Consider the following 19486-nt stretch of genomic DNA (forward strand, 5'->3'; position numbering starts at 1 on the left):
CCTTCGGTCAACGACTTCCTTCCTGTACCTGCATCTCACGCCCAACCCTGACTGACCAGTCAATTAGGCTCATATGGGGCGTATGAGGGTCTGAAAACAAAATTTTCGCGGTGGCCGTGTCGTATACTTACTCTCTGGTTCCGGGAGCAAGGCTCAACTTTTAAGCCTCTGGGTGCTTTCAAATCGTAGTATGGAAGAGACCGACGGAGAGGAAATCGAAGATCTGCCGCCGAGTGCCAAACTCGTTTTCAAGGTGCTCGAGTACGATGGTCCGCTGACCCAGAAACAGATCGTTCAGGAGTCGATGCTCTCTGCCCGGACGGTCCGCTACGCGCTCGAGCGCCTCGAGGAGATCGGCATCGTCGACGAGGATATCTACTTCGCCGACGCCCGTCAGAGTCTCTACCGACTCGAGGAACCGGTCGCGGCCGACGGTAACGGCGTCGAGGAAGCCGCACCCGAAAAAGACGCCTGCTGTGCCGAATAATCCGGTTTCCGATAACCGCGAGAACGGCAGGATTATTTTATCGTGGTAACGTTCTCGAGTATGGACAAGGAGCGGCTTCCACAGTGGGGTTGGTTGTTGATCGGGTTGTTCGGGATGGCAATTCTCTCGAATTTATTCAATGTTTTCGTCCTCGAGCCCATCGGGCTTCCCCCGAATTATTTCGTCGTCACGCTGATCGCCGCGATGTCGGTCGTCGTGATCTACATCAGCGTCTGGTACGACGACGACCGTGCACACTACTGGGAGAGTTCGAAAGCGAGCATCTTCGGCGACGTGTTTTTCATCCTGCTGGGTGCGATCGTTTCCTCCGGGTTCGTCATCGCGTTCACGCTCGACGCCGGATTGGGGCAACTCGTTCGCGAGCTGTTCGGGATGATCGCGGGATTCGTGACCGCCTGGGGGCTGTTCTACTGGCGAAATACCGACCTGTATCGGGTCGGAAGCGACTAAGCTCGCTGGCAAAATCGAGTTCTTGCTATCGTTCGGTTCGCTCGCCGATTCCGGGCGTCGGTGGAACAGTGCGTTTGTGCTCGGACGCTTCGTGCATCGACAGGACTTCTTCGGCAGTCGCTCGCTCGATACCCATCTCATCGACGGCAGTCTCGAGTGACTGTCCCTGATCCACGACGCGCTCCAGCAGCGGGTCGATGACGGCGTAGGGCGCGCCGAGTTCGTCCGCATCCGTTTGTCCGACGTAGAACCCGGCCGTCGGCTCCTTATCGATGATTTCGTCGGGGACGCCGAGATAGCTCGCGAGGGCACGAACCTCGGTTTTGTAGAGGTCGCCGATCGGGTAACAGTCGGCTGCGCCGTCTCCGTACTTGGTAAAGTAGCCCAGCAATGACTCGGAGCGGTTCGCCGTTCCAAGCACGATCCGCGAGTGGCGATTCGCCGCGTAGTAGAGCGAGACCATCCGCATGCGCGCGGCAACGTTCCCGAGCGCGTGATTGCGCTGGTTCGGCCGGGACATCGACTCTTGATCCGGCTCGAGAGCGGGCGAGACCGTCTCGTCGAAGGAACCGATCAACGACCGGAGGTGAATCTCTCGAAACTCGATCTCGAGTTCCTCGGCGGCCGCTCGAGCGTCGGTCATGTCGGCCTGCTCCGTCTTGTGATACGGCAGTCCGAGTGCGAGCACTTGTTCGCTTCCGACCGCGTCGGCCGCGAGCGTCGCGGTCAGGGTGGAGTCGACGCCGCCGCTCATCGCGACGACGACGCCGTCGACGTCCGCTTCGTTCACGAGCGACTCGACGTACGATGTCGCCCGCTCGTGAACGCTCCGCAGACTATCTCGATCCGTCAGAAACGGACTCCCATCGGATGCGGGGATCGCTTCGTCAGTATTCACGTTTCTCACCGCCACGGTAAAGAGAGTACCTAGTCATTCGACATTCTACTCGTATTTATGAGTGTACCTTAAACAACTAGTAGCCGGAAAGTGCGTACCGTTACCAGTCGGTGCCGTTCGAGGATTCATTTTTCGTCCGTAGAGAGGGTTCCGTCTGTAGACAGGTTTATTTTCCGGACGACTCCAGTAGCTGGTAGCAACGGTTTCCCGCTATGTCCCTCCAGTTCGTCCCCGACGTCGGCCTCGAGCCCGACCGCGAGCTCCGTCTCCGGATGCTTTGCTCGCTCTGTTTGATCGTCTTGCTCCCGTTCGCGTTCGTCTACACCTTCGTCTTTCTCGCGAACACGGTCGGAATCGCCCTGCTCGAGTGGGCGAACGAGCGCCCGTACCACGGCGAGTTCTACGTCGATCCCGTGCTCCTGACCGTCTTCGTCCTCGCCGGCCTCGTCATCCAGTACCGCTACGGGCCAAGAGCGGTCCTCGATTCGGTCGGCGCGAGCCGCGTCGACGCCGACGCGTATCCGACGCTTCACGCGACCGTTACCCGACTCGCGGCCCAAGCCGACGTCCCGAAACCGGATGTCGCGGTCATCAACAGCGACGTCCCCAACGCGTTTGCAGTCGCTGGCGGAGGAACGGAGTGCATCGTCGTGACGACCGGCCTCCTCGAACTTCTCTCGGAGGACGAACTCGAGGCGACCGTGGCCCACGAACTCGCACATCTCTCGAACCGAGACGCGAACCTGATGACGACCGCGTGGCTCCTGCCGACGATCACGTACTTCCTCGCGATCGCGGCGTTTTACGTCCTGTACGGCCTCTTTCGACTGCTCGGATCCGGCGGTGGCACCTCTGGCGGAAACCGCGACGGTCGCGGACTCGCCGTCGCCATCGTCGTTATCGTCGTCAGCGCGGTCGTGACGCTCGCGGTGTCGGCGATGTTTTGGGTCGCGAGCGTCCTCCTCTATCGGGTCCTCTCGAGACACCGCGAGTACGCCGCGGATCGGGCGGCCGCGACCATAACCGGCTCCCCGGCGGCGCTCGCGAGCGCGCTCGAGAAGGTCGACGGGACGATGCCCGAACTCCCGGACGAGGATCTTCGCTCGCTCGACGGCGGTGCCGAGGCGCTCTACCTCGCGCCGCTCGAGTCGCGCGCGTTCGGCTCGAAGGAGCTGATTAGCACGGATATCTTCCCGGAAACCCATCCGAAGACGAGCGATCGAATCGAGCACCTTCGCGACATAGAGCGCGAGGGGGTGACCGGATGAGCGACGACCGGGCGACTCGATCCCGGAGGCAGGTATTGGGGGCGATCGCGGCGGGAACCTCGACCGTCGTCGCCGGCTGCGGCTATCAGCCGGGCGGCGGCGACCTCGACTGGCAGGAGTCGACGGGACACAACGTCGGCTTTGGCTCCTCGAGCGACGAACGTTGGCGCTCGGACGGGACTCACCTCTTCCGGATCCGCAATCGGAGCGGCCGCGATGCGGTTCCGGGCGGGTTCGAGGACGTCAACGGAGCCTACGTTACGGCCTACGACTCGAGCGGTTCGACAGTCTGGAGCGGCGACGCGGGAAGCGAGTACACCGGCGTGCCGAGCATCGCGAACGGGCGGGTCTTCTTCTCGCTCGAGGACGAAACCGTGGCGGCGCTCGAGCGGTCCCCCTCCGACGACGATTCCGGGAGAAACAGCACCGACGACGCCGAAACCGCGTGGACGACCGACTGGGGTGGTCCCTCGCTCGCCCTCTCAGCTTCGGACGACCTCGTCGTCGGCGTTCACGAAGGCGGGGCGGTCGGATTCGATTCGGATAGCGGCGAGGAACGGTTTGTACTCGATCTCGAGGCGGAACCGTTCGACGAAATCGACTCCGTAGCGGTTGGTGGCGAGATTGTGTGGGTCGTCGCCGTCGATACCGACAGCTCCGATGACAACGACGACGATCCCGACGACAACGCCAATACTGACACTAACAACGACAACGACGACGCCGATACTGACACCAACAACGACAGCGGCGACGACCCCGTCCTCCTCGGCTACGATTCCGCGGGCGAGGTGGTCGTCGACCGCTCGCTCCCGTCGACACCCTACTGGCTCGAGACGGCGGGATCAGCCGCACTCGTCGGCGTCGAAACGGACAACGGCGAGGACGAACTGTGGCTGATCGACGATTCGGACGACCGCCGCGGACGAGTGTCGCTCGAGCGGTCCTCGAGCGAGCCGATCGTCGTCGGCGAGCGCGCCTACTTCGCCGCCGGTGGAACGATCTCGGCGATCGATACGTCGACCGGCGAGCGCTCCTGGACGACGGAGGACTACACGGTCCGTGGCGACGTCGCCGCCGACAGCGACCGACTCTACGTGCAGGGAACGACCGAAGCGATGGATCGTTGCGGACTGATCGCCCTCGATCACGACGGCGAGGAAGCCTGGACGGCGTCCGTCCCGCTCGAGGTCGGTTGCTCGGGCGAGCTGTTCGCACTCGAGGATCGACTGGTGGTCGTCGACAACGGTGAGCTGTACGGCTTCCGAAAAACGTTCGGGAGGCGATTCACGCTTTTGTGAAATGCTCGCTCGCCCACTCGGCTCGCGGTACAGACTCGCTTTTTCGCGGTCCGATGCACTCGTTCGCTCGAGGATGGCACGATCGGTGTCGCCCTCACATGATTGCGCCGTGGCTGTGGTAGACGTGTTGCTAATCTTTTATTAGATGGCGGCCATATTCACTTCCATGGCCCGCCTTCTCTCCACGAAGACGCTACAGACGAGAGTCGGAGTTGCTATTGCAACGGTGAGAGATGTGCGGTTCGAACCGGACGCTGATACCCTCGTCGCGATTCTCTCATTATTCGCACTGTGGGGTATTTACTATTTTCAGTCGGTAAGCGATTCGGTTGAGTCGCTTCTCCTGTTCTTGCTGGTCGGAAACTTCGGTCTCACTATTGTGTTTCCCATTTACTACGCGTGTTATGTGCGAGACGAGCCGCTCTCGGAGCTCGGTATTACGACTCGCGGGTGGCGGCGAGCTGTCGTTGCATCAACTATTGCTGCGCTGGTACTCCTTCCCGGCCTCATCTTTGTGAACGAACCTGCCGCCGTTTTAATCCCTCATATCGTCACGGTCGGGCTGATGATCTGGGAACCGTTTTTCGTCCACGGGTGGCTTCAGATTCGGTTCGAGCAGGCGTTCGGTGCTGGTCCCGGTATCGTACTCGCTGGCGCCGCCTTCGCATTGTTTCACGTGGGAACGACGACACTGGCCGGATTACTCATCCTCTTGTTTTTCGGGGCTATTCATGCGGCACTCTTTCGTGCGTTCGACCGGAACCTCCTCGTTCTCTGGCCGATCCTGTGGGCTATCGGAAGTTCACAGGGGACACTCGACAGTATCGTATTCGGCTGGGAAGAAGCAACAGCCTACCTCGGTATTCTCCTCGTCACCGCGGTCATCCTCTTCCTCACTCGGAAACGGTTCAATTGACCTGTCGAACCCTCGGCCTCACGGGTCGCTCACCTCCACTAAAAAGGCCGCTCGCTCACTCCGCTCGCTCGCGGTCCAACTGCTTACGAGGGCACGACGGTAATCGGCTCCGTCCGATCGATCGCCTGCTCGAGTTCGTCGGCGATCGCACTCCCTCGAGAGACCTGAATCTCACACGCGTACCTTTTTTCTCGTCGGGTTCCCCCTTCGGGGTCACCCATCCTCCAAAAAATCTACGCTAAAAAAGGCCGCTCGTTCGCTCCGCTCGCTCGCGGTCCAACTGCTTACGAGGGCACGACGGTAATCGGCTCCGTCCGATCGATCGCCTGCTCGAGTTCGTCGGCGATCGCACTCCCTCGAGAGACCTGAATCTCACACGCGTACCTTTTTTCTCGTCGGGTTCCCCCTTCGGGGTCACCCATCCTCCAAAAAATCTACGCTAAAAAAGGCCGCTCGTTCGCTCCGCTCGCTCGCGGTCCAACTGCTTACGAGGGCACGACGGTAATCGGCTCCGTCCGATCGATCGCCTGCTCGAGTTCGTCGGCGATCGCACTCCCTCGAGAGACCTGAATCTCACACGCGTACCTTTTTTCTCGTCGGGTTCCCCCTTCGGGGTCACCCATCCTCCAAAAAATCTACGCTAAAAAAGGCCGCTCGTTCGCTCCGCTCGCTCGCGGTCCAACTGCTTACGAGGGCACGACGGTAATCGGCTCCGTCCGATCGATCGCCTGCTCGAGTTCGTCGGCGATCGCACTCCCTCGAGAGACCTGAATCTCACACGCGTACCTTTTTTCTCGTCGGGTTCCCCCTTCGGGGTCACCCATCCTCCAAAAAATCTACGCTAAAAAAGGCCGCTCGTTCGCTCCGCTCGCTCGCGGTCCAACTGCTTACGAGGGCACGACGGTAATCGGCTCCGTCCGATCGATCGCCTGCTCGAGTTCGTCGGCGATCGCACTCCCTCGAGAGACCTGAATTTCGCCGCCGCGGCTCACCGTCGCCGTAAACAGGTACTCGCCGTTTGCCTGCAGTTCGACGGTTTCGCTCTGGTGACCGTCGACGGGGATGACGATGTGTCTCGAGGTGATCTCGGGTTGGACGATCTGGCCGGCCTGCTGGCCGCCGCTGTTTCCACCGCCCGCATTCCCGCCGCTTGCGGAACCGCCGCCGGCGTGTTGGGTGCCACCGCTCGCACCGCCCGCCCCGGAGTGGGGGTTTTCGTCGTGGGTGCGAACGTCGATGTCGATGCCGAGTCGGTTCTCGACGTCGTTGATCCGGCCGCCGCCTTTCCCGATCACGCTCGAGATGTCGTCGTCGGTGACGTAGACGACCGCACGATCCTGGCTCTTGAGCTGGACGTCGACGTAGCCGTGGGCGATCGAGCGAATCTCCCGTTCGATCTCCTGTTTGGCGATGCGGTCGACGCCGGATTCCGAACCCGGTCCGCCATCCTCGTCGCCGTCGAGCGGAACGGTGACGACCTGGCGGTTGAAGGTGTAGATTTCGTACTCGGGAACGCCGGTTTCGAACTCCTTGACCTGAATAACCGGTCGCGCGAGGTCTTCCTCGGTGAGTCCCGCGGGGACCTTGACCTCCGTCTGGACGTCATAGACCTTTGCGACCTCCCCGGCCTCGATGTAGACCACGGTGTCGACAACCTGCGGAATCATTCCGAGTTCGACCCGACCGATGAGCCGCTGGAGGGCGTCGATCGGCCGCGTGGCGTGAACGACGCCGAGCATCCCGACGCCCGCGAGTCGCATGTCCGCGAACACCTCGAAGTCGTTGGTTTTGCGGACCTCGTCGTAGATGGTGTAATCGGGTCGAACCATCAACAGGGCATCCGCGGTTTTCTCCATCTCGCCGCCGAGTTCCGTGTACTGGGTGATCTCGGGCCCGACCTGCAGGTCTCGGGGCTTTTCCATCGTCTTCACCGAGTAGTCGTTGTCCGAGATGTACCGGGCGACCGCCTGGGCGAACGTGGACTTGCCAGCCCCGGGCGCGCCGGAGATGAGGACGCCGCGCTGGTGCTCGAGCAGGCGATCTTTCAACTCGTCGGCGTGCTCGTAGTCCTCGATGTCGGTCTGGGCGATCGGGCGAACCGCGGTGATCTCGATCCCGTCCGCGAAGGGCGGTCGGGCGATAGCGATCCGGAAGTCACGGAACTGGACGATCTGCATCCCGGACTCCTTCAGTTCGATGAAGCCGTCGCTCGACTCCTTGGCTCCATCGACGACCTCGCGGGCGTACTCGTCCATCGTCTCCTCATCGAGCGGTTCGTCGGCGATCTCCTCGTAGCGCATCTCGCCGAGTGCGCCGCGTTTTGCCATCGGTACGGTGTCCGTCTTGAGGTGGACGCTCATCGTCTCCTCGTCGAAGTAGCCCTCGACGGAGAGGGTACCGACCTCGCGAACCTTCGGGGAGAGGTACTCGACCTCGAGACCTTTCGCCTGGGCGACTTCGGCTTGCACAATATCGCTCGTGAGGAAGGTCGCCTCGAGATCCTCGGCCAGATCCCGGATCAGGGCGTCGATTTCGCCTTCGGAGGCGTGGCCCCGCTCGATGGCGTTCGGGCGCTCGCCGACGTACTCCACGTCGATGACGCCGTCGTCGGCCAGGTCGGCGAGTCGCTTGAGCTCCGAGAGGCCATCCCAGCCGCTATCGTAGCCGTCGTTTGCCTGCGCCTCGAGTTCCGCGACGACGGCTTCGGGTACCGAAATCGTCGCTCCCTCGAACTGCCCGTCTTCGATCGTCTTCGAGACGCGGCCGTCGATGACCACGCTCGTGTCCGGCACGACGTTCATGTATCAACATAGGGTTGCCGACGCCAATAAGGGTGTTCAACGAGCGGGATGGGTTCTGGTGGGCTCGAGCGCTGTTTTGGGGTCGTTTCTACCGCTGGTCGTTGGAGGCGGTCCGATGGAGAGTCGTCGAACGCTTCGACCGAACCAGGACCGTCAATGGATATTATACGAATCCGACAGAAAGTGTTATCCACGACATGAAAGCGATCTATTTCGACGTAGACGGAACGCTCTTGCACTTCACTCGAGCGTACGACGAGATTCTGGCAGAGACGTTCCGAACGGTCGAGGGCGAGGTTCGAGACGAGTGGGTCGAGACCTACAACGAGAGGTTCTACGATGTATTCTCCGCGTGCGAGCCCAACCCGTCCCGAAACGCGTTCGCGACCGTCGGCGAGAACCCCGACGAACTTCTCGAGGAACTCCGCGAGCGCGAAGTCGAGGCTTGCCAACCGCCCGAACGCGTCCACGCCCACCTCGAGGCGCTGAGCGAGGAGTTCAAACTGGGCGTGCTGACGAACGGGATTCGCTCCTGGCAACTGCGCAAGCTCGAGGCGTACGATCTCGACGCGCACTTCGACGCGATCGTCTCGTCCTACGACGCCGGTGTGCACAAACCCGATCCGGAGCCGTTCGCGCTCGCCGAGCGACGCCTCCCGGCCGACGAGTACGCGATGGTCGGGGACTCCGACGACGATATAGAGGGTGCGGCGCAGGTCGGCTGGGCGACCCACCGATACGAGGAAGACGGGTTCGGGAAGCTTCCCGAGGTTTTCGGCTGGAGCTCTGACCTCGAGTAGAGCTAACGAATACGAGTGAAGCTAACGGCCTCGAGATACCCTCAGCGTTGAGAGTCCCGCAAGATCAGCGCTCCGATTGCCAGGGTCCGTTTCGCGACCGTCGCGATCCGAAGCACGTACGCGGTCAACATGAGGAACGGCACCAGCGTGAACGTGAACGCGAGGCCGACGGCCCAGAGGATGTTCTCCACGCCGAGTGTCGTCCCAGAGAGCATGGTGGCGTCGACGAAGGTCAGCATCATCCCCGAGACGAGCAACGCCGGAATCGCGGCGTAGAGGATCATCCTCGAGAGATCGATGAGCTCCCATTGGAAGTACAACGTCTTGATGTGCTCTCTGGCGGGAGCGAACATGACCAGCGACGTTCGGAGTTCGTCGAAGGCGTCGAAGTGTTCGTCCTCGAGGACGTCCTCGTAGTCGTCTTCGATCCGTTCGATCTGGAAGATCTTCCAGGCGTAGTTGTAGTCCATCGACGCGTAGACGACGTCGAAGGTGCCGAACTTCGCGCCGTCGAGTTTCTCCTGGACAGTTTCGGAGTTGCCGATGATGCTGTCGACCAGTTCGCCGACCTCGTCCTGTAGTTCCGGATCGTTCGTCGACTGTACGCTCTCGCGAACGTCTTCGGCGCGGGTCTGGGTCGCTCCGACGATCTCCCGCAAAAAGGTCGACGGATCCGCCGGCGCGGGTTTTCCGACGAGTTCCTTAATGTAGTCTCGAAAGTCCATCGTCTCGCTCATTCGGGTCCGTTGCTCGCCAAGCGGCCCGTTTTCCTGGGAGACGATCAACTGGCTGATCGTGACGACCAAGGTGACGCCGGTGATGAGCGCGCCGACCATCGAGGAAAACAGCGACTCGATGACGCCTCGATCCTCGAGTAAGTCCGAGAGGGTCGGATCCACGAGGGCACCGAGCATGAACAGCACGAAGAAGGTGCCAGAAAGGACAGCGGTGACGAGTAGTCGGTTCGCGCCGACGAGCAACCAGAGCTTAAGCCGGCTTTCGTCGGCCCGCTCGCGCATCGTGTCCTGCGTACTGACTTGCTCGTCACTCATTGTCGTTTTCCGTCGATCGTTTTCCGTCGCCGTCACCGTGAGCGGGACGTTTGAACACGAGGAACTTCGTGCCGCCGCCGCTGTACTCGATCGTATCGATGAACTCCCACCCCGCGCTCCCGTACTCGTTCAACAGGTCTTCCGGATCATCGGCCTCTTCTCTGGTGGCCCCTCGAGGCGGTCGGGCCGTCTCGTATTCCCATATCGTCTCCGCATTCGATGTCATGGGCTCTCTATCACGAAATCACGGAAAACGATTGTCCCTGTATGTGTCGTCTGCGACGGCACCGACTGGCCGTCCGTCACGTCAACGATTCGGCGGACTTATTTCAACTCACGAGCAGTCATTCCGATACTGATATCTCTATACGCTACTTAATTTGTCTCTCTATATATTTATTAAAAATATAAAATATCAATCGAAAGGACACCAGAACCCAACTGTCATGCGAGATACGACAAGTATGCTGAACCGGCGGCGATTCGTAATCGGAACTGGCGCGGCGGTAACGGGCGGCGCTGTCACATCATCGATCGGTACCGCGGCAGTGGAAGACAGTGAGAGCTGGGATCGGAGCGGTGCTGACGGCGCGGATCCGAACGCTCGCGACGCCCGTGCGACGGTCATCGCCCACCGAGGGTTCGCCGACACATATCCCGAAAACACCGTCGGGGCGTTTGAACTCGCGACTCAGGGTGGAACTGACGATGCCGCTAATCGGCGACGGGCGGATTGGGTCGAACTCGATGTCTATCCGACGCTCGAGGGCGACATTGCCGTGTTTCACGACACCGAATTGGACGACCTGACCGATATCGAGGGCGCGGTCTACGAGACGCCCGCCGAAACGGTGTTCAAGGCGGAGGTCCTCGAGAGCGGGCAGACAGTCCCGTCACTGGATGAAGCCATGGACGCCATTCCAGCCGAAACGGGGGTCAATATCGACCTAAAGGAGGGGTCTCCGAACGTCCAGTTCGGTCGAGTCGAGGACCCGGCGACCGAACGGGAGGAATGGGAGTGGCTCGAGACAGTCGTCGAGATCGCGACCGACTACGAGAACGAACTCCTGTTCTCGACGTTCTGGGAGGGCGCTCTCGCAACTTTGACGGAGATTGCTCCCGACGTTCCGGTCGCTTACCTCCTCTCGGCCTCAATCGAGGAGGGGATCGCAGTAACCGACGAGTACGACGTCGATGCGATCAACCCCCCGCTTGACATGATCTGTAGAACTCCGTTCTTCGACGACGACGCGTACGAATCGATCGATCTCATCGCCGAAGCGCACGACCGGGATCTGCCGGTCAACGTGTGGACGATCAACACGTGGTACGAGGCAGAACGGCTCCTTGAGGCGGGCGTCGACGGACTCATCCTCGACTACTCCGAGATCGTCCGCTGGGGCGCGCTCGAGCGGTACTGACGGATCGTCGGAGTCGCGCCATCGATGGACGACGGTACCGTTCACGAGTTCTCAACGTGGGTTCGCCCCGATCGCTCGTCCGCTTCCGGTGGAACAAACACGTTCGAGGCCGAACCGCTCGGTATGACTGTCGTCGATCTCACGCGAAAATTGGTCTCCATCCCGAGCCACGAGGACGAGACTACGGCGGGTGACTTTCTCGAGGAGTGGCTCCGAACCGAAACTGACGCGGCGGTGACTCGAGACGAGGCAGGGAACGTCATCGCACGAAAGCGCCGGGGAGGTGTCGGACCGGACGAACGATTCTCGAGCAGTGCGGTCGACGGTACCGATAGCCTCGAGCCCGAGTCGCTCGCGTTCGTCGGCCACCACGATGTCGTCCCTCCGGACGAGTCCCAGGTCGCAGACGGCGAGTACGTCGTCGAAGAACGCGACGGCAGGATCTACGGCCGCGGTGCCGCGGACATGAAAGGAGCCGTGGCCGCCGCGGCGATCGCGTTCCGGGATTGTGACCTTGAGTCGGCCCCGGGCGGCGATTTCGACTCGAGCACCGACTCTGATTCGAGCACCGACTCCGACTCGAGCACCGACTCCGACTCGAGCGCCCACGCTGACACCGACGCTCGCCCCGGCGAACTCGTCTTCGCGAGCTTCGTCGGCGAAGAGATCGGCGGGACGGGCGCTCGCCACGCGATCGAAAACGGCTTCGCCCCCGATTACGCCGTCGTCGGCGAAGGGTCGACGAACTACTCCGGGCCGGACGTGACAGATGTCGCCGTCGCCCACAAGGGCCGGCGCGCGAGCACGATCACCGCCCGCGGAGCCGCCGCACACGCGAGTGAACCCGAGGCGGGAGAGAACGCGATATACCGCGCCACCGACGCCGTCGATGCGATTCGGGACCTTGAGGTCCCAACCCTCGAGGTCGCGGGGGACCGACTCGCCGGGAGCTTGGTCGTCACCGAAATCGACGGCGGGTCGGCGTGGAACGTCGTCCCCGAGGTGTGTACGATCACGATCGACGAGCGCACGGTTCCGGGCGAACGGGCGGCCCTCGAGACCGTCGCGGACCGCGAGGGTATCGAGTGGACGATCGACCAGGATCTCCCACCGATGCAATGTGGTGATTACGCATTCGCCGACGCCGTCCTCGAGGCCGCGGACCGGTCCCAATCGGGCGTTCCGGAACTCGTGACGAAACCCCATGCGACGGATGCGGGCTGGCTCTCCCAGGCCGGCACGGAGTGTGTAATCTGTGGCCCCTCCGAACCCGGCGAGGCGCACACGAAGACCGAAAGCGTCTCGATTGCTGTCCTCGAGCGCTGTCTCGAGACCTATCGACGAACCGCGGAACAGTTGATCTGAGTCCGGATTCGAACGCGCCCCACAAGAGTTCAGTCTTCGAGTCTGGCGACGCTGCCAGCGGTGGACTTACGAGCCTTCGGACTGTCAGTTCGGTTAATGGATTCCGGAGGAAACGACCTCGAGCGGACCCGCCGCCGCGAGCGCGCGGATCGGGGCGAGTTACCGACACAGGGTGGCTCCGAACCGACTGAAACGCCCGATTCGGGGACCGATCGGCCGAAAACCGAGGGAATGACGAACGACGGTTCCGACACGGACGATGTCACGGAGACCGACGCAGACGAATCCGGCGACTCCTCGAGTTCTCGAGGCTGGAGCTGGCGGATCGCGATGGCGTTGCGTAACGGAGCCTTCGTCTTGCTCCCGGTCGGCTTCATCGGTCTCACGGTCACCGATACGTGGCTCACCCCCGAGGAGTCGCCGTACTCGCTGGTCTTCGCCGGCGGGATCATCTGTGCCATTGCCTCGATTTATCTGGCGATCTACCAGCACGAGATCGACGACTGAGAACGAAACGCTATCCCACTTTTTGCTCTCCGGAACCCGGACGTTGATGGGTCCGGCTCGAGTACCCCATTCTAATGGCAACGGATCAGACACAGACGACTGACGCGGCCGAGGCCTACGACCGCCTCGAGGAACGCGTCGAGCGGATTTCGAACGTCGGCAACGCCGCGGGCATCTTGCGCTGGGATCAGGAAGTCATCATGCCCGAAGCGGGGACGCCGGCGCGGGCGAAACAGCTCTCGACGCTGTCCTCGCTCAGCCACGAACTGCTGACCGCCGAGGAGACGGGACAGCTTCTCGAGGAGTTAGAAGCCGCGAGCGACGAACTCTCCGGGGATCAGCGGGCGGTCGTTCGCGAGGTTCGCCGGACGCACGACCGCGCGACGAGCGTCCCACAGGAGCTCGTCGAAGAAATCTCGGAGACGACTTCCAACGCGCACCCGACGTGGACCCAGGCCCGCGAGGAGGACGACTTCGAGCAGTTCGCACCAACCCTCGAGAAACTCGTCGAGCTCAAACGCGAGTACGCCGCACACATCGATCCCGACGCGGATCCATACGCGGTTCTGTTCGCGGAGTACGAGCCCTACCTCGACCTTGAGACCGCAGAGGAGATCCTCGAGCGATTGCGGGACGAACTCGTGCCGTTGATCGAAGCGATCGACGACAGCGACGCTGCCCTCGCGACCGACGCCTTCTCCGGGCAGTTCGACGACGACGATCAGGAGGCGCTGGCCCGCGACGTCCTCGACGCGCTGGGCTACGACTGGAGCCGTGGCCGCCTCGATACGGCTCCGCACCCCTTTTCCTCCGGAACCCAGTTCGACGCCCGGGTTACGACCCGCTTCGACGAGGAGGACCTGCTTGGCTCGATCACGTCGGTCATCCACGAGTTCGGCCACGCCAACTACACCATCGGCCTCCCCGACGAGGAGTACGGCACGCCGCTTGGCGAATCGCGGGACCTCTCGGTCCACGAATCCCAATCGCGACTCTGGGAGAACCACGTCGGACGCTCTCGACCGTTCTGGGAGCACTTCCTCCCGACGGCTCGAGAGCGGTTCCCCGAACTCGAGGAGGTGTCCCCGCAGGAGGCCTACGAGGCCGCAAATCAGGTGTACGACGACAACCTGATTCGGGTCGAAGCCGACGAGTTGACCTACCACCTCCACATCGTGATCCGCTTCGAGATCGAGCGCGCGCTCATCTCGGGCGACCTCGAGGTCGAAGACGTTCCCGAGGTCTGGAACGACAAGTACGAGGAGTACCTCGGTGTGCGCCCCGAAACCGACGCCGAGGGCTGTCTGCAGGACATCCACTGGAGCCACGGTTCCTTCGGCTACTTCCCGACCTACTCGCTTGGCTCGGTCCTGGCCGCACAGCTGTATGCGGCCGCCGAGGACGAGTTGGGAGATCTCGACGACCGCACTCGAGACGGAGAGTTCGACGACCTGAACGGCTGGCTCCGTGAGAACGTCCACGCCCACGGGAAACGATACACCACGCCCGATCTGATCGAGGAAGCGACGGGCGAGTCGTTCACGGCCGACTACTTCCTCGAGTACGTCGATTCGAAGTACGGCGCGCTGTACGATCTCGAATAGCGCCAGCTTGCGGACCATTTCGGGACAAGCTACAACCGATTTCGTCTCGAGAACACACCTATGTCCGACGAGCGACACGCACAAGAACCGACGGCGGACTCAGAGGAATCCGAAACGAACGCCGATACTGCGTCGACAACAGACCGCCCTGCCGCCCGACTCGAGGGACAGACGGCGATCGTCACCGGAGCGAGCGCGGGAATCGGAGCGGCGACGGCTCGAGCGCTCGCGGCTGAGGGTGCGAACGTCGTCCTCGCGTCCCGGAGCGAGGACCGACTCGAGGAGCTGGCGGGCGAACTCGAGGGCGATCACGACGTTGAAACGCTCGTCGCACCGACGAACGTCCGAGAGGAGTCTCAAGTTGACTCGCTCATCTCGGAGACCGTCGACCGCTTCGGCGGGATCGACGTGCTGGTGAACAACGCGGGTCTCGCTCGCGGGAGCGCCGTCGAGGACCTTGAGACCGAGGCGTTCGAGACGATGCAGGAGACCAACGTCGGGGGCGTCTTCTACGCGACGCGGGCGGCGATCCCCCACGTTCGAGAGCGCGACGGCCACCTGATCTTCGTCGGGAGCTTCGCGGGGCAGTATCCCCGGCCGTTCAACCCCGTCTATGCGGCAACGAAGTGGTGGGTTCGGGGATTCGCCAAAAGCGTCGCCGCCCAAGTCGGCGACGACGGCGTCGGCGTCACGATCGTCAACCCCTCCGAAGTTCGCTCGGAGTTCGAGACGACCGACGGCGACACCTTCGCCGAGCGCTTCGATCCCGACGAGGCGACCGAGCCGCGGGAGATCGCCGAGGCCATCGCCTTCGCGGCGACGCGCGAGTCCTCGAGCGTGAGCGAACTCGACCTCTTCAGACGGGACAAGTTCAGCGGCTTTTGAGCCGGTCGCTCGCGTCGAGTCGATCGCCTCGAGCGTCGTACTCCCCCCGCTAAAACGGGGTTGGATGTGCCGGGTATACACTCTCGAGCGGAGCCCCCTAGGATCGTCCCATGAAAGTACCAATTCCGGGCTTCAAGGGGGTCTACTACGACACAAGCGCCGAGAACACGGCTGCGACGGTCGCGCTAACGGCCGCCGGACGGCGAGCGCCGAAACCGCACGGCTACGCCGTCCAACTGCTGCCGTACCTGTGGTCGTTCAACGTCGACCTGCAGGAGGTTCCGAACAACCACCCTATTCAGTATCTCCACCCGGAGGGTGCACAGAGTCTCGCCGAACTCGCGGACGACCACGCCGGGCGCGCCGCCGGCACCGACTTCGAGACCGTTCTGCGATTCGCCTGGGAGGTAAACGCGGAAACCGAGGCCGCGGCCAAGCGCGTCTTCGGACGCGACGACCCGTCGAATGACGGCACCGTCATCGAAATCGAAGACGGCACCGTCGACGTCGACGGTAACGAACTCGAGACCGACGAATTCGATATCGATGAGGAAGCCAACGAGTTCAGCACCGACGAGGAGTCCGGCGAGTTCGATATCGACGAAGAGCCCGGCAAGCAGTAGACCGCTCTCGAGAAGAAGCTGTTTGGCGTTGACTGAACGCTCCCGAAGCCACCTCGAGCGACTCCGTTTTTAGTCTTCCAGCCCGACTAGCCGGTTATGCGAATCGTCACGACCCTTCCGTCGGCGACCGAGATCGTTACCGCGCTCGATCTCGAGCCGGTCGGGGTCTCCCACGAGTGCGATTATCCACCGTCAGTGCGGGACATTCCGTCGATTACGGCCTCGAGCGTCGACGTCGACGCCGCGAGTTCCGAGATCGACCGACAGGTGCTCGAGTCGGTGGCGGACGGCGACGGCGTCTACGACGTCGACCTCGAGACGCTCGCGGAACTCGACCCCGATCTCGTCCTGACCCAGGGGATCTGCGACGTCTGTGCGGTCGACGAGGTGGTGATCGAGGAAGCCGTCGAGCGCATCGACGCCGACCCGGAGATTCTGACGACCGACCCTCACACCGCGGGTGACGTACTGGAGGATATCGAGCGCGTCGGCGAGGCAACGGGTCACGGTCGGCGAGCGAGTACGGTCGTCAATGGCCTCGAGAAGCGAATCGAATCGGTTCGATCCCGAACGCGGGAGGGCCTCGCCGACGCGGGTTCGCGTCCCCGTGTCGCCATCTTCGACTGGACCGATCCCGTCATGATCGCCGGCCACTGGACGGCCGAACTCGTCGAGTGGGCCGGGGGCTCCTACGGACTGGCCGATCCCGGCGAGCGCTCGAGACCCCGCGAGTGGGAGGAGATCCGCGCGTACGATCCCGAGGTTATCGTCGCCGCACCCTGCGGATTCGACCTCGAGCAGACGGCCGCGAACATCGAGGATCTGACGGCGCTCGAGGGGTGGGCGGAGCTTTCGGCCGTCAAAGCGGGACGAGTCTGGGCGATGGACGGCAATCACTACCTCAACCGACCCGGCCCGCGGCTGGTCGACACGCTCGAGGCGCTCGCCCAGATTATTTCGCCCGACCCATTCGAGGGACCGCCCGAGGAATCAGTTGCACTGCCGCTCGAGCGTCTCGAGGGAGTTCCGGCGTGAGTTCCTACTCATGAACGAAATCGGTTTTCTTCGAGACGAATGATTGAACTCCCAGCCGATATCCGCGAGGAAATCGTGGCGGCCGCTCGAGGCGGCGTACCGAACGAAATCTGTGGCGTTCTGGGCGGGTCGTTCGGCGTCGACGAGAGTCGCGTTCGATCCCATTACCCCGCCGAAAACGCCGCCCGGAACACCCGGACGCGGTACCGACTCGATCCCGAGGAACAGCTCGAGATTTTCGATCAACTGGAAGCGCGGGGCGAAGAAATCGTCGGGTTCTATCACTCCCACCCGCGCGGCCCGCTCGAGCCGAGCGAGACGGACGCGGCGTGGGCGACGTGGCCTGATCGGTCGTATCTCATCGTCTCGCTCGGGGCGGACGGTTCGGGTGACGACGGCGGGGAGTCCAATGGAGACGACGACTTGACCGGTGAGGGCGACTCGAGCGCTGACGACACGCGGCGAACACGGCTCGGTTCCTGGCGATGGCGCGACGGAGCCGACGCCAAAGCTCCTGACGCCGAAGTTATTGATGGTCGTGTATCTGACGATAAGAATGGGTCCAGCGACAGGGGTGAGTTCGGCGACGAGGGATACTTCGAGCGCGAACGGATCGTCCTCGAGTGAGCTTTCTCGGGATCTCGCGCTGTTTCGGTCCGGTTCGTCCGGCTTCAGAGTTCCGCGATGGTAATGCCGTCCGGTTGGAGCACGACTCCCACGCTGTCGGTCGGCCCCTGGAAGACCTCCGAGTGCGAGGCGACATCGTCGACGCCGACGCCGACCTCGAACTGGCCGTCGTCGGGGAGCGATGGGAACTCCCGCTGTTCGCCGTCCGCGAGCTGGAGGTCCTCCTGAAAGACGACGCCGTTGGCGTCCTTTACCTGTATCCGAACCGTCGAGTCCCGCGGCAGTCCGTTTTCGACGATGACCGACCCGCCGCCGCCAACGATTCCCTGAACGGCGCTCTGGACGGTCGATTGCGCCGTCGCGATGCGGCGTTTGAACGCCTGCGGATCGTCACGGTATTTGAGGGCAACTACGCCGATCACCAGGAGTCCGAGAAGCAAGAGCGGGAGCGCCAGCGACGAGAGCCGATCGAGGAGCGACGTTCCGGAGACGTTGATCTCTGCGCTTCCTTCGGCGGACTCGCCCGCAGTCGCAGTTTCGTTGTTCGCCGTCATGCCAAACCCGTACTCACCGTCTTCCTCGGGCGGCTCGATATCGGCCGAGACCGTTTCAGACTCGTCGGGGTCGAGCGTCACGTTCTTCTCGGTGACCAGTTCTCCGTCCAGCGTGAACTGGATGGTCTGGGTGTCCGGAATCTCGCCCGTGTTCGTTACGTTTCCGCTCATGGTGAGCCCCGATCCGGCGTCGTCCGCTCCCTCGAGTTCGACGTCTTCGACCTCGAACACCGGCCGGTTCGTCGTCGCCGTATCGGACGAGTCACCCGCCTCCGCCGTCACTTCGATCTGGGAGGATGCGTGATCGGTCGGCTCGAAGGTAAATTCCGCTTCGACCGTTTCGGACGCGTTCACCGATAGTTCCCGGCTCTCGCTTCCGTCGGATTCTACGCTGGCTGGATCGTCGACGGACACCGTGAGGTTCACCATCTCCGGTGTGTCGCCGTCGTTTTCTATCTCGACTACCGCCTCGAGGGATTCGTTCGACGCGAACGGATCGTTCACGCTGACATCGGTCGTAACCGCTCGAGCGAACTCGACCGTGTCACTCCGGCCGGGCGTTTCGACAGTTACGCTCGTCACCGGAACGGTATCCTCGTCGAGTTCCGTCGCGAACGTCACGTCCGTCGGCGAGCCGTCCTCGACCGTCACGTTCGTTTCGTTCGCAACCGAACCGTCGACGAGGAACGTCGTCGGAACGACGGTTTCGCCGTCCGGAACGTCCCCGTCGTAGTCGATCGAGGCGTTCACTTCGAGTTCTTCGGAGAGGTTTCCAACTGACGTGTTGAGAATGGTTGCAGACATACTCTCGTTGTGGTCTTGCCTCGAGATTATCGTTATTTCGACCTCATCCTCGTTTGTGATTACGTCT

General features: G+C 62.4%; 23 protein-coding genes. 14 read left to right on the forward strand and 9 right to left on the reverse strand.

What is annotated here, in order from left to right; all coding sequences use genetic code 11:
- Positions 1-190: 190 nt before the first annotated feature.
- Entirely contained in the window at positions 191-487 is a 297-nt protein-coding gene (locus ACYQ14_RS11285) for a winged helix-turn-helix transcriptional regulator (protein ID WP_459888187.1), read from the forward strand.
- 60 nt (positions 488-547) lie between these two features.
- On the forward strand, positions 548-958 hold the full coding sequence (locus ACYQ14_RS11290; protein ID WP_459888189.1) for a hypothetical protein: 411 nt from the start codon (positions 548-550) through the stop codon (positions 956-958).
- 25 nt (positions 959-983) lie between these two features.
- Here the strand turns inward: ACYQ14_RS11290 and ACYQ14_RS11295 are convergent, their stop codons facing one another.
- Entirely contained in the window at positions 984-1856 is an 873-nt protein-coding gene (locus ACYQ14_RS11295) for an NAD+ synthase (RefSeq protein ID WP_459888191.1), read from the reverse strand.
- A gap of 212 nt (positions 1857-2068) precedes the next feature.
- Between ACYQ14_RS11295 and ACYQ14_RS11300 the strand changes: the two genes are divergently transcribed.
- The 3 genes from ACYQ14_RS11300 (at position 2069) to ACYQ14_RS11310 (ending at position 5341) form a co-directional block, all read left to right on the forward strand.
- Positions 2069-3124 (forward strand): M48 family metalloprotease, encoded by a 1056-nt coding sequence (locus ACYQ14_RS11300; protein ID WP_459888194.1) that lies wholly within the window; start codon positions 2069-2071, stop codon positions 3122-3124.
- On the forward strand, positions 3121-4425 hold the full coding sequence (locus tag ACYQ14_RS11305) for an outer membrane protein assembly factor BamB family protein (protein ID WP_459888197.1): 1305 nt from the start codon (positions 3121-3123) through the stop codon (positions 4423-4425). Before ACYQ14_RS11300 ends, ACYQ14_RS11305 begins: the two co-directional genes overlap by 4 nt.
- 166 nt (positions 4426-4591) lie before the next feature.
- Positions 4592-5341 carry a hypothetical protein gene (locus tag ACYQ14_RS11310; protein WP_459888200.1) on the forward strand — a complete coding sequence of 250 codons (750 nt, stop codon included), beginning with the start codon at positions 4592-4594 and terminating at the stop codon, positions 5339-5341.
- 83 nt (positions 5342-5424) lie between these two features.
- Here the strand turns inward: ACYQ14_RS11310 and ACYQ14_RS11315 are convergent, their stop codons facing one another.
- From ACYQ14_RS11315 to ACYQ14_RS11335, 5 genes are all read right to left on the reverse strand, one after another.
- A complete protein-coding gene (locus tag ACYQ14_RS11315; RefSeq protein ID WP_459888203.1) occupies positions 5425-5562 on the reverse strand; it encodes a hypothetical protein in 138 nt (45 codons plus the stop codon).
- A gap of 63 nt (positions 5563-5625) precedes the next feature.
- A complete protein-coding gene (locus ACYQ14_RS11320; RefSeq protein WP_459888203.1) occupies positions 5626-5763 on the reverse strand; it encodes a hypothetical protein in 138 nt (45 codons plus the stop codon).
- A 63-nt stretch (positions 5764-5826) separates the two neighbouring features.
- Complete coding sequence (locus ACYQ14_RS11325) at positions 5827-5964, reverse strand: hypothetical protein (RefSeq protein WP_459888203.1); 138 nt, start codon at positions 5962-5964, stop codon at positions 5827-5829.
- A gap of 63 nt (positions 5965-6027) precedes the next feature.
- Positions 6028-6165: a hypothetical protein gene (locus ACYQ14_RS11330; protein WP_459888203.1), complete on the reverse strand. Its 138-nt coding sequence runs from the start codon at positions 6163-6165 to the stop codon at positions 6028-6030.
- Between the two features lie 63 nt (positions 6166-6228).
- A complete protein-coding gene (locus tag ACYQ14_RS11335; RefSeq protein ID WP_459888205.1) occupies positions 6229-8142 on the reverse strand; it encodes a PINc/VapC family ATPase in 1914 nt (637 codons plus the stop codon).
- Between the two features lie 197 nt (positions 8143-8339).
- Between ACYQ14_RS11335 and ACYQ14_RS11340 the strand changes: the two genes are divergently transcribed.
- The gene (locus ACYQ14_RS11340; RefSeq protein WP_459888207.1) at positions 8340-8942 is read left to right on the forward strand and encodes an HAD family hydrolase; all 603 of its coding nucleotides are present in this window, start codon (positions 8340-8342) and stop codon (positions 8940-8942) included.
- Positions 8943-8983: 41 nt separating this feature from the next.
- Here ACYQ14_RS11340 and ACYQ14_RS11345 read toward each other — a convergent pair whose 3' ends face one another.
- Together ACYQ14_RS11345 and ACYQ14_RS11350 are read right to left on the reverse strand one after the other, a co-directional pair.
- Positions 8984-9994, reverse strand: a complete 1011-nt coding sequence (locus ACYQ14_RS11345; RefSeq protein ID WP_459888210.1) for a DUF7972 family membrane protein — start codon at positions 9992-9994, stop codon at positions 8984-8986.
- Positions 9987-10220: a DUF4177 domain-containing protein gene (locus tag ACYQ14_RS11350; RefSeq protein ID WP_459888219.1), complete on the reverse strand. Its 234-nt coding sequence runs from the start codon at positions 10218-10220 to the stop codon at positions 9987-9989. The genes ACYQ14_RS11345 and ACYQ14_RS11350 overlap by 8 nt, the downstream gene beginning before the upstream one ends.
- A 238-nt stretch (positions 10221-10458) precedes the next feature.
- Between ACYQ14_RS11350 and ACYQ14_RS11355 the strand changes: the two genes are divergently transcribed.
- From ACYQ14_RS11355 to ACYQ14_RS11390, 8 genes are all read left to right on the forward strand, one after another.
- Positions 10459-11415 carry a glycerophosphodiester phosphodiesterase gene (locus tag ACYQ14_RS11355; protein WP_459888222.1) on the forward strand — a complete coding sequence of 319 codons (957 nt, stop codon included), beginning with the start codon at positions 10459-10461 and terminating at the stop codon, positions 11413-11415.
- A gap of 123 nt (positions 11416-11538) precedes the next feature.
- Positions 11539-12780 carry a M20 family metallopeptidase gene (locus ACYQ14_RS11360; RefSeq protein ID WP_459890052.1) on the forward strand — a complete coding sequence of 414 codons (1242 nt, stop codon included), beginning with the start codon at positions 11539-11541 and terminating at the stop codon, positions 12778-12780.
- A gap of 96 nt (positions 12781-12876) precedes the next feature.
- Positions 12877-13287 (forward strand): hypothetical protein, encoded by a 411-nt coding sequence (locus ACYQ14_RS11365; RefSeq protein WP_459888225.1) that lies wholly within the window; start codon positions 12877-12879, stop codon positions 13285-13287.
- 74 nt (positions 13288-13361) lie between these two features.
- Entirely contained in the window at positions 13362-14891 is a 1530-nt protein-coding gene (locus tag ACYQ14_RS11370; RefSeq protein WP_459888228.1) for a carboxypeptidase M32, read from the forward strand.
- A gap of 60 nt (positions 14892-14951) precedes the next feature.
- On the forward strand, positions 14952-15776 hold the full coding sequence (locus tag ACYQ14_RS11375) for an SDR family oxidoreductase (RefSeq protein WP_459888229.1): 825 nt from the start codon (positions 14952-14954) through the stop codon (positions 15774-15776).
- 110 nt (positions 15777-15886) lie between these two features.
- A complete protein-coding gene (locus ACYQ14_RS11380) occupies positions 15887-16399 on the forward strand; it encodes a hypothetical protein (RefSeq protein ID WP_459888232.1) in 513 nt (170 codons plus the stop codon).
- Positions 16400-16495: 96 nt separating this feature from the next.
- Positions 16496-17434 (forward strand): cobalamin-binding protein, encoded by a 939-nt coding sequence (locus ACYQ14_RS11385; RefSeq protein ID WP_459888234.1) that lies wholly within the window; start codon positions 16496-16498, stop codon positions 17432-17434.
- A 39-nt stretch (positions 17435-17473) separates the two neighbouring features.
- Positions 17474-18061 (forward strand): desampylase, encoded by a 588-nt coding sequence (locus ACYQ14_RS11390; protein WP_459888236.1) that lies wholly within the window; start codon positions 17474-17476, stop codon positions 18059-18061.
- Positions 18062-18105: 44 nt separating this feature from the next.
- Here ACYQ14_RS11390 and ACYQ14_RS11395 read toward each other — a convergent pair whose 3' ends face one another.
- Complete coding sequence (locus ACYQ14_RS11395) at positions 18106-19419, reverse strand: COG1470 family protein (RefSeq protein WP_459888239.1); 1314 nt, start codon at positions 19417-19419, stop codon at positions 18106-18108.
- Between the last annotated feature and the right edge of the window lie 67 nt (positions 19420-19486).

Source organism: Halostagnicola bangensis (assembly GCF_054653435.1).

What these genes read in the sequence shown, in the direction of transcription:
- ACYQ14_RS11375 (WP_459888229.1), top strand. Translation starts at nt 14,952, where the DNA reads ATGTCCGACGAGCGACACGCACAAGAACCGACGGCGGACTCAGAGGAA.
- ACYQ14_RS11365 (WP_459888225.1), top strand. Translation starts at nt 12,877, where the DNA reads ATGGATTCCGGAGGAAACGACCTCGAGCGGACCCGCCGCCGCGAGCGC.
- ACYQ14_RS11395 (WP_459888239.1), bottom strand. Translation starts at nt 19,419, where the DNA reads ATGTCTGCAACCATTCTCAACACGTCAGTTGGAAACCTCTCCGAAGAA.
- ACYQ14_RS11355 (WP_459888222.1), top strand. Translation starts at nt 10,459, where the DNA reads ATGCTGAACCGGCGGCGATTCGTAATCGGAACTGGCGCGGCGGTAACG.
- ACYQ14_RS11325 (WP_459888203.1), bottom strand. Translation starts at nt 5,964, where the DNA reads ATGGGTGACCCCGAAGGGGGAACCCGACGAGAAAAAAGGTACGCGTGT.
- ACYQ14_RS11360 (WP_459890052.1), top strand. Translation starts at nt 11,539, where the DNA reads ATGACTGTCGTCGATCTCACGCGAAAATTGGTCTCCATCCCGAGCCAC.
- ACYQ14_RS11345 (WP_459888210.1), bottom strand. Translation starts at nt 9,994, where the DNA reads ATGAGTGACGAGCAAGTCAGTACGCAGGACACGATGCGCGAGCGGGCC.
- ACYQ14_RS11300 (WP_459888194.1), top strand. Translation starts at nt 2,069, where the DNA reads ATGTCCCTCCAGTTCGTCCCCGACGTCGGCCTCGAGCCCGACCGCGAG.
- ACYQ14_RS11320 (WP_459888203.1), bottom strand. Translation starts at nt 5,763, where the DNA reads ATGGGTGACCCCGAAGGGGGAACCCGACGAGAAAAAAGGTACGCGTGT.
- ACYQ14_RS11315 (WP_459888203.1), bottom strand. Translation starts at nt 5,562, where the DNA reads ATGGGTGACCCCGAAGGGGGAACCCGACGAGAAAAAAGGTACGCGTGT.
- ACYQ14_RS11380 (WP_459888232.1), top strand. Translation starts at nt 15,887, where the DNA reads ATGAAAGTACCAATTCCGGGCTTCAAGGGGGTCTACTACGACACAAGC.
- ACYQ14_RS11330 (WP_459888203.1), bottom strand. Translation starts at nt 6,165, where the DNA reads ATGGGTGACCCCGAAGGGGGAACCCGACGAGAAAAAAGGTACGCGTGT.
- ACYQ14_RS11390 (WP_459888236.1), top strand. Translation starts at nt 17,474, where the DNA reads ATGATTGAACTCCCAGCCGATATCCGCGAGGAAATCGTGGCGGCCGCT.
- ACYQ14_RS11370 (WP_459888228.1), top strand. Translation starts at nt 13,362, where the DNA reads ATGGCAACGGATCAGACACAGACGACTGACGCGGCCGAGGCCTACGAC.
- ACYQ14_RS11335 (WP_459888205.1), bottom strand. Translation starts at nt 8,142, where the DNA reads ATGAACGTCGTGCCGGACACGAGCGTGGTCATCGACGGCCGCGTCTCG.
- ACYQ14_RS11285 (WP_459888187.1), top strand. Translation starts at nt 191, where the DNA reads ATGGAAGAGACCGACGGAGAGGAAATCGAAGATCTGCCGCCGAGTGCC.
- ACYQ14_RS11305 (WP_459888197.1), top strand. Translation starts at nt 3,121, where the DNA reads ATGAGCGACGACCGGGCGACTCGATCCCGGAGGCAGGTATTGGGGGCG.
- ACYQ14_RS11385 (WP_459888234.1), top strand. Translation starts at nt 16,496, where the DNA reads ATGCGAATCGTCACGACCCTTCCGTCGGCGACCGAGATCGTTACCGCG.
- ACYQ14_RS11350 (WP_459888219.1), bottom strand. Translation starts at nt 10,220, where the DNA reads ATGACATCGAATGCGGAGACGATATGGGAATACGAGACGGCCCGACCG.
- ACYQ14_RS11290 (WP_459888189.1), top strand. Translation starts at nt 548, where the DNA reads ATGGACAAGGAGCGGCTTCCACAGTGGGGTTGGTTGTTGATCGGGTTG.
- ACYQ14_RS11340 (WP_459888207.1), top strand. Translation starts at nt 8,340, where the DNA reads ATGAAAGCGATCTATTTCGACGTAGACGGAACGCTCTTGCACTTCACT.
- ACYQ14_RS11310 (WP_459888200.1), top strand. Translation starts at nt 4,592, where the DNA reads ATGGCCCGCCTTCTCTCCACGAAGACGCTACAGACGAGAGTCGGAGTT.